Origin of the sequence: Brevibacillus sp. NPDC058079 (genome assembly GCF_042885155.1) — a bacterium.
GTDB lineage: Bacteria > Bacillota > Bacilli > Brevibacillales > Brevibacillaceae > Brevibacillus.
Map to the genome: position 1 here is coordinate 201,560 of NZ_JBHVSO010000003.1, position 12,818 is coordinate 214,377.

General features: G+C 47.4%; 11 protein-coding genes. 6 read left to right on the top strand and 5 right to left on the bottom strand.

Going from position 1 to position 12,818, the window contains the following annotated elements; translation table 11 throughout:
- Positions 1–69: 69 nt before the first annotated feature.
- From ACFVS2_RS11130 to gmd, 3 genes are all read right to left on the bottom strand, one after another.
- Positions 70–1,740 carry a peptide ABC transporter substrate-binding protein gene (locus tag ACFVS2_RS11130; protein WP_390233751.1) on the bottom strand — a complete coding sequence of 557 codons (1,671 nt, stop codon included), beginning with the start codon at positions 1,738–1,740 and terminating at the stop codon, positions 70–72.
- Positions 1,741–1,821: 81 nt separating this feature from the next.
- Positions 1,822–2,847 (bottom strand): asparaginase, encoded by a 1,026-nt coding sequence (locus ACFVS2_RS11135; protein ID WP_390233754.1) that lies wholly within the window; start codon positions 2,845–2,847, stop codon positions 1,822–1,824.
- A 360-nt stretch (positions 2,848–3,207) separates the two neighbouring features.
- Positions 3,208–4,176, bottom strand: coding sequence for a GDP-mannose 4,6-dehydratase (gmd, locus tag ACFVS2_RS11140; RefSeq protein WP_390233756.1), 969 nt, complete (start codon positions 4,174–4,176; stop codon positions 3,208–3,210).
- Positions 4,177–4,377: 201 nt separating this feature from the next.
- Here gmd and ACFVS2_RS11145 point away from each other — a divergent pair, with 201 nt between their 5' ends.
- Positions 4,378–4,785: an adenylyl-sulfate kinase gene (locus ACFVS2_RS11145; RefSeq protein WP_390234518.1), complete on the top strand. Its 408-nt coding sequence runs from the start codon at positions 4,378–4,380 to the stop codon at positions 4,783–4,785.
- On the opposite strand, the gene ACFVS2_RS11150 is transcribed toward ACFVS2_RS11145, so the two are convergent.
- A complete protein-coding gene (locus ACFVS2_RS11150) occupies positions 4,716–5,603 on the bottom strand; it encodes a DUF4915 domain-containing protein (protein ID WP_390233758.1) in 888 nt (295 codons plus the stop codon). The genes ACFVS2_RS11145 and ACFVS2_RS11150 overlap by 70 nt on opposite strands.
- 70 nt (positions 5,604–5,673) lie before the next feature.
- Here ACFVS2_RS11150 and ACFVS2_RS11155 point away from each other — a divergent pair, with 70 nt between their 5' ends.
- Positions 5,674–6,468 carry a glycosyltransferase family 2 protein gene (locus tag ACFVS2_RS11155; RefSeq protein WP_390233760.1) on the top strand — a complete coding sequence of 265 codons (795 nt, stop codon included), beginning with the start codon at positions 5,674–5,676 and terminating at the stop codon, positions 6,466–6,468.
- Here ACFVS2_RS11155 and glf read toward each other — a convergent pair whose 3' ends face one another.
- Positions 6,469–7,590: a UDP-galactopyranose mutase gene (glf, locus tag ACFVS2_RS11160; RefSeq protein WP_390233763.1), complete on the bottom strand. Its 1,122-nt coding sequence runs from the start codon at positions 7,588–7,590 to the stop codon at positions 6,469–6,471.
- 106 nt (positions 7,591–7,696) lie between these two features.
- Between glf and ACFVS2_RS11165 the strand changes: the two genes are divergently transcribed.
- The 4 genes from ACFVS2_RS11165 (at position 7,697) to ACFVS2_RS11180 (ending at position 12,812) form a co-directional block, all read left to right on the top strand.
- Complete coding sequence (locus tag ACFVS2_RS11165) at positions 7,697–9,442, top strand: phospho-sugar mutase (RefSeq protein WP_390233766.1); 1,746 nt, start codon at positions 7,697–7,699, stop codon at positions 9,440–9,442.
- Positions 9,443–9,566: 124 nt separating this feature from the next.
- Entirely contained in the window at positions 9,567–10,436 is an 870-nt protein-coding gene (locus tag ACFVS2_RS11170; protein ID WP_390233769.1) for a hypothetical protein, read from the top strand.
- A gap of 126 nt (positions 10,437–10,562) precedes the next feature.
- A complete protein-coding gene (locus ACFVS2_RS11175; RefSeq protein ID WP_390233771.1) occupies positions 10,563–11,534 on the top strand; it encodes a GDP-mannose 4,6-dehydratase in 972 nt (323 codons plus the stop codon).
- Positions 11,535–11,576: 42 nt separating this feature from the next.
- Entirely contained in the window at positions 11,577–12,812 is a 1,236-nt protein-coding gene (locus ACFVS2_RS11180) for a glycosyltransferase family 2 protein (protein ID WP_390233774.1), read from the top strand.
- The last annotated feature ends 6 nt before the right edge of the window (positions 12,813–12,818 follow it).

A 12,818-nucleotide genomic window follows, 5' to 3' on the forward strand; every position in this document is an offset into this window, starting at 1 on the left:
CGCTCCAAGATGTAAAGTGAAGACAAGAACGTTTCGAATATTCGCTCTTGTCTTCACTTATTTTACTTATTATTTATTGCCGATTTCTACCCATTTGTAATCAATCGTGCCGACTGGATGGCGAATGATGCCTTTTATGTTTGGTTGCTCCATAAACACTTTTGTCCCGAAATAGATAGGTACGAGTGGCATATCATCCATGAAAATTTTCTCCGCGTCATGCATGAGCTTGAAGCGCTCTGTTTCGTCGGCAGTGTTGCGAATCTTCTCGACCAGGGCGTCATACTCTTTGTTGCTGTAGTTGACACGGTTTCCAGGATGGTCAGTCACGAACAGTTCAAGGTAATTGACCGGGTCTCCGTAGTCGGCAGGGATCGTCGAGCGGGAGAATTGAAGACTGCGGGCACGTTGTTCAGCCAGGAATACTTTCCACTCTTTGTTTTCCAGCTTCACATCTACCCCGAGATTTTTCTTGTACATTTCCTGCAAAACTTGCGCGATGGCCTTGTGCGCATCACTGGTGTTATACGTCATGGTGACAGGCGGGAGGGTTGTCCAGCCTTCTTCTTCCATCCCTTTTTTCAGCAGTGCTTTTGCTTGCTCTACATCGTTATCCTTGAAGAAATCCCCGCCCTTTGTGCGGAAATCCGCTCCGTCTGGCTCAGGGAAGCCCAATGGCACGTGAGCCATAGCAGGTGTTTGTTTCCCTTGCACGACATTGTCGATCAAGGTTTTGCGATCGATGGCCAGCGCAAATGCTTTCCGAATGTTGGCGTTAGTGAATGGAGGCATTGTAGTGTTCATCCGGTAGTAGTAGATGGACGCTTCCGTCTCTACCTTTGCTTCTCCAGAATCAATCAACTGTTTCTTCATATCATTGGGAACGGTCTGGATCATGTCGAGCTGACCTGTTTTGTACATTTGGAATTGCGTATTTTCGTCGTTGACCATGACAAACTCGATTCCCGCATATTTGATCGAATCACGGTCCCAGTAGCCGTCGTTTTTCACCAGCTTCACTGATTGATCATGAACCCAATCTTCCATTTTGAACGGTCCATTCGTCACGATGCTTGCAGCGCCTTCCGCCCATTTTGGATTACTCTCCACGACTTTTTTATTCACCGGGAAGAAGGTCGGCTGCGTCAGGATGTGGAGGAAGTAACCTGTTGGAGCCTTCAGCTTTACCTCAAACGTCTTCTCGTCTACGGCTTTTACCAGTACGCTGTCTGCATTTCCTGTTCCTTTGTTGAACGCTTCTGCTCCATCGATGTAATAGGCGAGGAAAGCAGAAGGGAATGCATTGTTCGGATCGACAATGCGCTTAAACGCAAACTCGAAATCCTGCGCTGTCACTGGTTCACCATTCGACCATTTGCTATCGCGCAGTGTAAAGGTATACGTTTTCCCATCCTCACTCACTGCCCATTTCTCGGCCATGGCTGCTTGCGGCTTGTGATCCTTGTCCAGTCGGACCAAGCCTTCCATTGTGGCATTCAACACTTCGTTGGAAGTACTGTCAAAGCCCTTTGGCGGATCGAGAGAAGGTGGCTCGGTCTTCAGGTTGAGCTTGAGTTTTGCAGCAACATTTGCTTGTCCACCTGTATCTGTGGACGCTTGACCTGCTGTCCCTCCCCCTGCTGGCTGTGTCGGCGTTGTCGACTGACTACAACCTGTAATGGCGAGGACAGTGACAAGTGCAGCGGTACTAAGCAGCTTCCATCCTTTTCGCATGTTCATTGCATGTGACCCCCTTTTCTTTTTTAAACAACAAGTAGCCTTTGTTGCTTTATGAATAAACGGCACTGCTGGGAATGCCATTTATACACGTAAAGAAAAATCTGTCTTGGCGAGACGGAAGGAAGTCTCGATCCGTCCAACAACGTTACCACTCATGTTTGTAATGGGCGGGTTGGTATATTCCCCGAGCGCATCCAAAGGACCGTCTAGGCCGATTCCCAGTTGACGAAGCACTTCATTGACGACCGGGTTGATCGCCCGTGGTCCTCCATCCTCGATTTTGATGGCAATGCCCAATCCTGTTTCTCTATCGCCCAGGCAATACACCGACTCAGCGCCCGCCTTCCCTACGATCCGACCACCAAAGGCTGACATGAGGTCTGTGCAATATCGATGCTCGCCTCCGACCATTTCGGGATGAGCGGTCATGGCATCCGTAATACGCTGAACGGCTTTTCGTCGCTCGGGATTCTCGATCACCTCAGGTCTCGCCAGCTTGGCGAATGCCCACGCGTAATGGGCAAGCGGCAACTGATGGACAGGAACTCCACATCCATCTGTTCCGAGGTTGATTTTGTCTTTGGGGTAGCCTGTTATGTCCTCGACTACTTCGAGAATCCGCTGCTGCACTGGATGCGTAGGCAAATGATAGGTAGTCACGTCCTCCCCCATATGTGTCGCGGTGGCAATCATACCGGAGTGCTTGCCGGAGCAATTCGAGAATATAGGCGTAAGCGGCTTGCCCTCCCGAATCAGCTGTTTGTAGCTCTCCTCATGACGTGGCACATGTGTCCCGCATTGCAATGCCGTTTCTTGCTGACCTGCTCGCGCAAGCATAGAGAGCGCCCGCGTGCGATGGCGTGGCTCTCCACTATGAGAAGCGCAACAGAGCGAAAGATCAGCCGGCTCAAGACCATACCGATCTGCCGTCCCCGTCTCGATTACCGGAATTGTCTGCAACGGCTTCATACTGGAGCGTGCATATGTAAGGCGATGGGGATCACCGTACGAATAGAGCAATGTCCCCTGCGAATCAACGACTGCGATATGTCCGAGATGTGAGCTCTCTACCTGTTCTCCCCGGTATACGTTGGCAACGACGTTCATAGCAAGTCTCCTTTGAGTGCGAAAGTTTGAATGTTTGTACTTTTCTAAATAAGCAAATAGTGTGCCAATAACTGAAAAAAGAACGCAACAGGCGGAGTTTGGCTATTTTCCAGCGAAAAAGATCAGCCCTTTCTCTAGTATGGAACAAGAACAGGCTAACTCGTTGAAAGAAATAGGTTCACCTTAAAAAGTAACAGGGTGATCATTTCCATTTTCATTTCATAAAGGAGTTTTGTCAGATCACTGCCATAAGTCTATGAGCCACCGCGTTTTAGCAGAAAGTTTTATATGTGCAACAAAAAAGAAAGACGTCCCGTAGGCAGGACGCCTCGTCACTCGGTCATAGACCTTTTGATGCCGCTATGCTTTTGCCACCCGCTGCATATCCGCTTCGACCATCATATGAATTAGCTTTTCCAGCTTTGTTTTCGGTGTCCAGCCGAGCTCTCTTTTCGCTTTTTCCGGATTGCCCAACAAAATGTCCACTTCTGCTGGCCGATACAATTCCGGGTCGATCACGACGTAATCTAGGTAGTTCAACCCAACATAATCGAAGGCGATTTTGCACATCTCTTCCACCGTCGAAGTTTTTCCTGTCGCAATGACATAGTCATCCGGCTTATCCTGCTGGAGCATCAGCCACATCGCTTCTACGAAATCGCCCGCAAAGCCCCAATCCCGCTTCGCCTGAATATTCCCCAGCCGCAGTTCCTTTTGCTTGTTCGCAGCAATTCTTGCGACAGCATGCGTCACTTTCCTCGTAACGAATTCCAGCCCACGTAAAGGTGATTCATGATTGAATAAAATGCCGTTGGTGCTAAACATCTGAAAGCTTTCCCGATAGTTTTTGGTCGTCCAGTAGCCAAACAGCTTGGAGACTGCATATGGGCTTCTTGGGTAAAAAGGCGTTTGCTCCGATTGCTGTGGCTCCTGGATTAATCCGTACAGCTCACTTGATGAAGCCTGATACATTTTGATGGCTGGGTCCGTTTCCCGAATCGCCTCCAGAACATGCAGGACACCCATTCCTGTTACTTGCGCGGTCAAAATAGGCTGTTCCCACGACGAACCGACAAAGCTCTGCGCACCTAAATGATACACTTCCTCTGGTTTACATGCCTTCAGTGCACGCGTCAACGACGACACATCCAGTAGATCACCGTCCTTGTACTCTACGTGATCTGCGATGTTCAAATACTCCAGCCGCCACCTGTCCACCGTGCTCCGGCGTGGTACTAGTCCTACCACATGGTACCCCTTCTCAAGCAAAAATTTTGCCAGATAAGCGCCGTCCTGACCTGTGATTCCTGTAAGGAAAGCTGTTTTCATCCGCTTCTACTCCCCTTCTTCAGGCTGTGCTGTAATGTTCATTCCGGTAAGTTCCCTTGAGCATCTCTTAAGCTTATGCCGGACCATGTTCATACGTTCAGTTGTCAGAGTGAGGGTCAAGAATAGAAGTCCGTAATAAACTAATGAAAGCAAACTGTTGTCATTGATCAAGGAGGAGGTAGACAGGTGACAGATCGTTGGATGCCAAGTCCACAAAAAAGCGGTGTGATTTGGCTTACCGGATTATCTGGCTCTGGTAAATCTACGCTGGCAGACGCACTGAAAGCGTCTCTTGATTCGCTGAGAATTCGCAGCTGCATACTGGACGGTGATGCACTGCGCAGCGGTCTCAACAAAGACCTGGGTTTTGGACCTCGCGACCGGCAAGAGAACATCCGTCGGGCTGGGGAAGTATCAGACAGCACGATCCCAAAGGGCTGTACCAAACAAAAGGCAGAAGCAGGACAGATCAATAACTTTACAGGGATATCCGCCCCGTACGAACCACCTCTCACTCCCGAATTAATCATTCCCACCCATCAGCTTGGCGTCGAAGAATGCGTGGAACGAATCTTGTCTTCTTTCTTATCTACCATTAACAAGCAATAAGGCTGGGAGTCAGGGATTGGAATCATCATGCTTACTTTGTTGACTCGATCAAAAACATGGATTCCGCTATCTAATGAGACATTCAGATGATGTCGTACATCTTTTTCATGGGCAACCGTTATTTTCTTGGTAACACTTTGACCAATGAATAGCACATCACCGGATATCTCCATCCCTCTGGTAAAACCATTACATCGGAAGATAGCCTCCTTGTCTTTTTTCACTTCGAATTCCAAGGAATTGCAGTAGTACAATCCATCCTCGCCAAGAATAACTGTATGCGGCTTACTCAGTTTTTGATTATGGATATGAGTGATTTGCCCTTTATCCAGGCAGTACTCCAGCACGACCCCAGACGGCCCCTCTGTTGATCTCCACTCTGTTTCCAAGGAAAACATAGATAGAAACAGCCTGTTCCCATGAATCCACAGATCGTTTATGTGATGGATATCCCGCTTCTCTTGGGAAAATCGGATTTCATCGTCTCTGGTTAATGTCAACGGATTGAATATCCCGATTGAGTTCGTCCTTGTTTCCACAATGTACGCTTTCTTGTTGTGGACGAACACTCCGTGGTAATCCAATGGGGTTCGCTGGCTGCGCAAAAGAATACGACCATTCGCGTCTACGAGATTGATTTCATCATAGGTCGCCATCACGAAGTGCTCTCCCCATCTCGCAATTCCCCTGCAATTGTTCGTCAGCAATTTCGTGAGCTGATAATTCTCTTCCTTTACATCTAGAACATACAGTCCTCCATTCACATTGCTACACGTGACGAGCAGCTTGCATTTCCCGATTCCAAAAATGGTACGCACCCTCTTTCTTCCCGCTTACATGTGTTTCTATGCTCGTTTGAAAATGACCAAAAGAGGTGTTTCGACCGCTATGTCGCGCATTACTGTCGTGATTCCAACCTATAATCGGGAAAAGTATCTTCCCACAGCCATCGAAAGTGTGTTGAACCAAACGCACAAGGAATGGAAGCTCCTCATTGTAGATGACGCTTCTACTGATCAAACGCATGCCATCGTAGAAAAGTATCTCGATGATCCCCGCATTCACTACGTGCTACTCCCTGAAAATTCAGGGATCGGTAAAACAATGGCTGCTGCTCTGGAACGTATTGACACGCCCTACTTCGTCTCACTTGACTCGGATGACTGGTTCGACGAAAAGACCTTAGAAATTTTGTTGGATGAAATGGAACGCCAGCCCGAAACCACGAACCTCCTGTTCTCCAACACCGTTTTTTGGAAGGAAGTAGGTGACACGCGAGAACTGTCCGAAATCATGCGGCCTCCGTTCTATGAAGATAAGTATTCTTACCTGGAAGCTCCGATGGTTTGGCCTCGTTTTTATCGGACACAAGCGGTTCGTGATGTAGGCGGATTTGAATGTGATGATCCGATGCAGGGAAGGTTTTCTCATGACAAGTACATGTTATTAAAATTGATCGGAACAGGTGATATTCACTGGGTCGATGCGAACCTCTATCATTATTTGATTCACGAGAGCAACAATTCCCACACAAAAAACTGGCCGCAATGGACAAAAGCAAGAAAGTACATCCTTACGAAAATCTTGAAACTGTGGGGAGACGAGTACGAGCCTATTTTTGTGTACACACCCGAGGGATGGATCTATGTGAACGAGCTCATTCCGAAAGAAAAGCACTCTTAACTATTCGGCGACAATCTGCTTAAACAAGGTCAATGCCCGCGCCACTGCTTGATCCATGTTGTAGTATTGATAGTCCGCGAGTCTCCCGGCAAAAAGTACTTGATCGCGGATTTGCTCCGCTTCTTGTTTATAGAGGCTGTACCGTTGGCTGTTTTCCTTGCGAGGAATTGGATAATAAGGCTCGTTTTCGCCAGGTGAATACGGCTGTGGATATACGAAGGATATGGTTGTATGAGGAACGACTTGGCCTGTGAGGTGCTTTTGTTCGAGGATTCTGGTGAAATCATACTCATTGGGATAATTGACAGTCCCCACTTCTTGGTACCAAGCCTTTTGATGCGTTTCAAAATGAAAGCGCAGGCTTCGATAAGGCAATCGTCCATGCTTATAGCCAAAGAAGGTATCGATCGGGCCTGTGTATATCATGCGTTTATACCTAATTTCATCCGCGATTTCTTGATAGTCCGTATTGAGGAGCACCTTTATATTCGGATGATCAAGCATGCGATGAAACATTGCCGTAAAGCCATGCAAAGGAATTCCTTGATACGTGTCCTGAAAATACCGATTGTCCCTGCTGACATACACAGGAACCCTTGCGGAAACAGATTGATCTAGCTCCTCCGGCTTCAAATCCCATTGCTTGATCGTATACCGATGAAAGACTTTTTGATAAATGTACTCAGCCAAAAAACCAAGCTCTTCATGAGCACTATCCCGGAGCTTCAGAATCGGAATCTTCGCTCCGAATCCATATTGACGGATCAATAAGCTCTCCAGTTTCTGCGCATATTGTGGGGAAAACAAAGCGGACAATGCATTCAGATTGAAAGGCAATGGTATTTTTATGCCATCGACATAGGCACGCACCTCATGGAAATACGGCCGCCACTGCGTAAAACGCGACAAATAGTCCCAGACCAGCTTGGAATTCGTATGAAAGGTGTGCGAACCGTATTTGTGAATCAGTACCCCCTGCTCGTCATAGCAATCATAGGCATTTCCTCCGATATGATTGCGCTCCTCTACCACCAACACTTTCTGATCAAGCTCATTGGCAATCCGCTCTGCGAGTGTAGCACCCGTGAATCCAGCTCCGACAATCAGCCAATCCACCTTCATGTTAGACTCACATCCTCCAGTCTTAATCACATCCACTCACTCACTTACCATTTTGTTAATACCCTAGTAAATGATGTCGTACTCTACACGCGGGAGTGAACTCTACATGAATGCAAACTGGCACGCACACTACACACGCTGGAACGAGTGTGAATCCCTCGATCCAGAGCTTCGTCAGCAGTTAACCGCCATGCACGCTGATGAAAAGCAGCTTGCGGATTGCTTCTCTGCTCCGATTGCATTTGGAACCGGAGGCATGCGCGGGGTCATGGAGCCGGGAATAAACCGCATCAACTTATACACGATTCGCAAAGCAAGCGCAGGGCTGGCTCTTTATTTGCTCGAAACATACCCGGATCTGGCCGTCAAAAAAGTTGTCATTGCCTATGATTCACGGAAACACTCACAGTTGTTTGCCAAGGAAACCGCCAAAGTTCTCGGTCAGTATGGGATTACTACATGTATATTCAAACAGCTGACTCCTACCCCTCTGCTTTCTTTTGCCGTGCGCCACTATTCTGCGTGTGCAGGCATTGTCATTACAGCAAGCCACAATCCGCCAGAATATAACGGCTACAAAATTTATGGCGCAGACGGGGGGCAAATTACGCTCGCGACAGCCGAACGACTGATGGAACAGATCGTTGCGTCCGGAAATGAACTCGAAATCACTCCGGCAGATGAGCAAGAGCTGTACAAAAATGGACTTCTCCACTACATTGACGATTCTCTCTTGCATGCGTATTTGGAAAAAGTAAAGCAATTACGCGTCCATCCAGACTTATCTCCTGCGATCCGAGAGCAAGTGAAGATCGTCTTTACTCCCCTGCACGGTACAACGCATGACTCGATCACACGCGGATTGGACTTGTTTGGGTATACACAAGTGAGTGTCGTGGAAGAGCAAGCTGTCCCCGATCCTAACTTTTCGACCGTAGCCTCGCCTAATCCCGAAGAGCCTGAAGCCTTTCAATTAGCGATTTCATACGCCAAACAGGTGGATGCCGACGTGATCATGGGGACGGACCCTGATGGAGATCGCCTCGGTGTGCTCGTCAAAAATCAGGCAAGAGACTACAGCATCCTGACAGGGAATCAGTTGGGTGCCTTGCTTCTTCATTACTTGCTGGATTCCAAACAAAAAAAGGGGGAGCTCCCCTCTAACGGCATTGTATTGAAAACAATCGTCACGTCTGAAATGGGCAGGGCCATCGCGGCAGACTTCGGCGTATCGACAGAAGACACTTTGACCGGCTTCAAATATATTGGCGAAAAAATCGAAGCCTACAAAACGAGTGGAGCGTATGTCTTCCAATTTGGTTACGAAGAAAGCTACGGATACTTAATCGGCGATTTTGTCCGGGATAAGGATGCCGTACAACCTGCCTTGTTGCTTGCTGACATGTGCGCGTATTACAAATCTCAGCACAAAAGCCTCGATGACACACTGAATGACTTATTCAACCGTTACGGTCATTATGCGGAAGAGCTGATTTCTTTTACCTGCAAAGGAGGAGATGGCATGCAAAAAATATCGGCCACGATGTCTTCCCTACGCAATCAGCCACCTTCCCTAATCGCCTCCCACCCCATCATAGCCATCGAAGATTATGCCAGCGGAATCCGCACAGATTGTCAAACACGTACATCCACACCACTCACCTTGCCCGCCTCGGATACGATCAAATACTTTTTCCACGATCAGTCTTGGTTTTGTGTCAGACCATCAGGAACGGAGCCCAAAATTAAAATTTATATCGGAGTGAAAGGAACCACCCAGCTCGATGCGCACGAAAAGCTTGCCGCCTTGAAACAGTCTGCTTTAAAAGAGCTCGGATTTAACACAGACTAAAAAAGAATAAGGTTCCCAAATCTGTCGTAGGGGGGCAGCTGCCGTTTCGTGGTAATCCACGGCACATATACTAGGAAAGAGTTTTTTCGCAGGAGCCTAGTAGGCATTTTGAAAGACAGAGGAGATGTGTATCGTGAGTTTACCCATCGTGTTTATCCACAGAGATAATGAAGAGCATGTCAGGATTTGTATGCAACAGGCCAAAACCAGCAACCCTTCTTCTCGTGTCATTTTGATTGGAAGTCCTGAAAACAAGCATCTTTGTGGCAATAACATTGAGCATTTCCTATTGAGTAAGTACAACCAAAGTGCCCAAACCTTCTCCACTCATTACAAGCACTCCTCCCACCTGACCAGCTTCGCTTATAATTTGTTCTGCTTTTTGCGCTGGTTCGCCCTACGTGATTTTATGAGGAGTCAAGGTATCGAGCGCTGTTGGTATTTCGACTCCGACGTGATGCTCTACACCGATATTAACCAGTTGAACGCCGCTGATCTCTCCAATTTTGAGATTGAGTACACATGGACAACGCCCTGCAATTTGAGCATGCTCGATCAATTATGCGATTACATGATCAAATTTTTCCGTGAGCATCTTCACTATCAAACCCTGCTTGCCTATGCAAAAGAAAACGGAGATGTGCCCGTGTCAGATATGGTGCTGTTTGTTCTTTTCCACAATCACGCCCTTCGTCGCAGCGCTACGTACGGACAGATTGCCGCTGGTTTTTTTGATCATAATCTAAACTGTCCGTTCCCTCCTTTCACCGCGCAAATCCACAGCCTGGATAATAAAAAGCAAATTTATCAAAAGGATGGTGTTCTTTATTGTAAATTCATTGAGAAGGAGGATTACATCAAGGTTCATACTCTACACTTTCAAGGACATTCGAAAGCATATATCCCCTACTTTCGCTCACAGGATATACCGAACACAGATGATTTCATGTATTTCGACTATCCGACCTGCAAATGGGTGCGAGCCGAGCCCTGATCCCAATAAAATTCCCTTTAGAAACGAGCTGTGCGCCGTGCCATTTTTTCACGTTTTTCCATATTCATAATATGTTAAGCTGTTCATCCTTCGCTATGAGCATCATGGACAGGGGGGATTCGACTCATGAAGGCATTGATTACCGGAGTAACAGGATTTGCCGGCAGTCACTTGGCTGAGTATCTACTGTCGCGGGGAGATGTAGATGTTTACGGCACATTCCGGTCCCTTACCAAAAAAGAGCAGCTGGGGCACCTGATGGACCAAGTGCATATGGAAAACTGTGAATTAAAAGATCCCCAATCTGTAAATGAACTCATCCAGAGAATAAAGCCTGATCTCATTTTTCACTTGGCTGCTCAAAGCTTCGTCCCCACCTCGGTGTCTTCTCCTGCAGATACGATGGTGAACAATATTGTCCCACAGTTAAATTTGTTCGATGCTGTACGTAACCATGCTGTTCCGTGCAAGATTCAAATCGCTTGCTCCAGTGAGGAATACGGTTTGGTCTATCCTGAGGAAATCCCCATTAAGGAGAGCAATCCCCTCCGTCCTCTCAATCCATACGCGGTCAGTAAAATTGCCCAGGATTATCTGGGGTATCAATATCATCACAGTTATGGTCTGGCGATCATCCGAACCCGTACGTTTCACCATACAGGTCCGAGAAGAGGCGAAAGCTATGTGACCTCTAATTTTGCTAAACAAATAGCCCAGATTGAACTAGGCCTGCAAGAACCAAAAGTAAACGTCGGGAATCTCAGTGCGATTCGAGACTTCACAGATGTCCGTGATATTGTCAGGGCGTACTGGTTGGCGCTTACTCGAGGCGAACCAGGCGATGTATACAACATATCCGCTGGTACTCGCTATACCATCGAGGACATGTTGAAGACGTTGCTGGCGCTGACAGATGTACAGGTGGAAATACATGTCGACACTGATCGACTAAGACCCTCCGATGTAGACATCGTATTGGGCGATTCCTCGCTGTTTCGAAAAAAGACTGGGTGGGAGCCCGAAATCTCCTTCCAGCAAACGATGGAAGATTTATTGAATTACTGGCGCTCTGTGCTACGCCAACATAACAGCTCTTGAAAACGTCGAGTGGATGTTTAGAAAAAATCAGGAGGAACCTCTATGTCCATGCAATCCCTTCCTCTCGTGAGTGTTATCACCCCTTCATACAACCAAGCAAAATTCATCAAACGAACAATTGATAGCGTACTGACGCAAGACTATCCCCATATTGAGCTTATCGTGGTTGATGGCGCCTCAACGGACGGTACAGTGGGCATCTTGCAGCAGTATAGCCATCTGCAAGACCGCTTCCGCTACGTTTCCGAACCAGATCGCGGTCAATCCCATGCCATCAATAAAGGATTGCAAATGGCACGTGGTGAGATTATCGGTTGGCTCAATTCGGATGACACGTATTTTCCCGGTGCCATTCGAAAGGCTGTGGCAGCCTTGCAGCAGCATCCTGATTGGGGTGTGGTATACGGAAAAGGGCTCCACATTGATGAGAATGACAAAGTAAAGTATCCGTACATTTGGGTAGAGTTTGACAGAAAAAAATTGTTTAATTTCAACATCATCTGCCAACCCGCTGCTTTCCTGCGCAAGCATGCCTTTGAAGCAGTTGGTGGTGTAAATGAAGAACATGACTGGTGCATGGATTACGATTTGTGGAACCGGATTTCCCAGCATTATCCGATTGGAACGATACCGGAATTCTTGGCTAACTCACGCTTATATGACGCATGCAAAACGTTTGTCTATGAATTGGAGCCAGGGTTTTCTGAAATTTTGAAAACAAGCGTGAAGCATCATGGCACCATCTCAAATGAATGGCTCTATCACTACACGCAAAAGCATTATAAGCAAGGAGCATTTTGGTTTCTCCACAAGCTGAAAACGTATCATGCATTCGGACCCTCTCCCCAAATCATTGCATCCAACCGCTACTCGGACGCATGGGCTCCCCAAAACCTGCGAATGACCATCGAAGCCAGCCATGGACCGATGCACGCTTTGCTTATCAAAGGAAGCAACCATAATACCGCCCCTCTCCTGCATTTTCATGTTATGAGGAATGGGAAACTCGTACACAATTTCCAAGTTACCCAGGCGCGTTTTCAAGTCGTGATTCCCATTACCTCAGAGGGCCAGCAATGTGAAGTGAGTATTTTTTGCAGCCAGCAGATCCTTCAGAGCCACCCCAACAATCCTAAAGTCAAACGATCTATCAGCTACCACTTAGAAGAAGTCCTCCCTCTCTCCTATGAGGAGTACCAATTTTATCAGGAGTTTACCAATGGCAAGGCCGATATCGAAAATTGGGTAAATCGCAGAGTCCCATCGCCTCGAACATGAATGCGG

Bases quoted from the DNA above. Each gene is read 5' to 3' on its own strand.
- ACFVS2_RS11130 (WP_390233751.1), bottom strand. From the start codon at position 1,740: ATGAACATGCGAAAAGGATGGAAGCTGCTTAGTACCGCTGCACTTGTC.
- ACFVS2_RS11135 (WP_390233754.1), bottom strand. From the start codon at position 2,847: ATGAACGTCGTTGCCAACGTATACCGGGGAGAACAGGTAGAGAGCTCA.
- gmd (WP_390233756.1), bottom strand. From the start codon at position 4,176: ATGAAAACAGCTTTCCTTACAGGAATCACAGGTCAGGACGGCGCTTAT.
- ACFVS2_RS11145 (WP_390234518.1), top strand. From the start codon at position 4,378: ATGCCAAGTCCACAAAAAAGCGGTGTGATTTGGCTTACCGGATTATCT.
- ACFVS2_RS11155 (WP_390233760.1), top strand. From the start codon at position 5,674: ATGTCGCGCATTACTGTCGTGATTCCAACCTATAATCGGGAAAAGTAT.
- glf (WP_390233763.1), bottom strand. From the start codon at position 7,590: ATGAAGGTGGATTGGCTGATTGTCGGAGCTGGATTCACGGGTGCTACA.
- ACFVS2_RS11165 (WP_390233766.1), top strand. From the start codon at position 7,697: ATGAATGCAAACTGGCACGCACACTACACACGCTGGAACGAGTGTGAA.
- ACFVS2_RS11170 (WP_390233769.1), top strand. From the start codon at position 9,567: ATGTGTATCGTGAGTTTACCCATCGTGTTTATCCACAGAGATAATGAA.
- ACFVS2_RS11175 (WP_390233771.1), top strand. From the start codon at position 10,563: ATGAAGGCATTGATTACCGGAGTAACAGGATTTGCCGGCAGTCACTTG.
- ACFVS2_RS11180 (WP_390233774.1), top strand. From the start codon at position 11,577: ATGTCCATGCAATCCCTTCCTCTCGTGAGTGTTATCACCCCTTCATAC.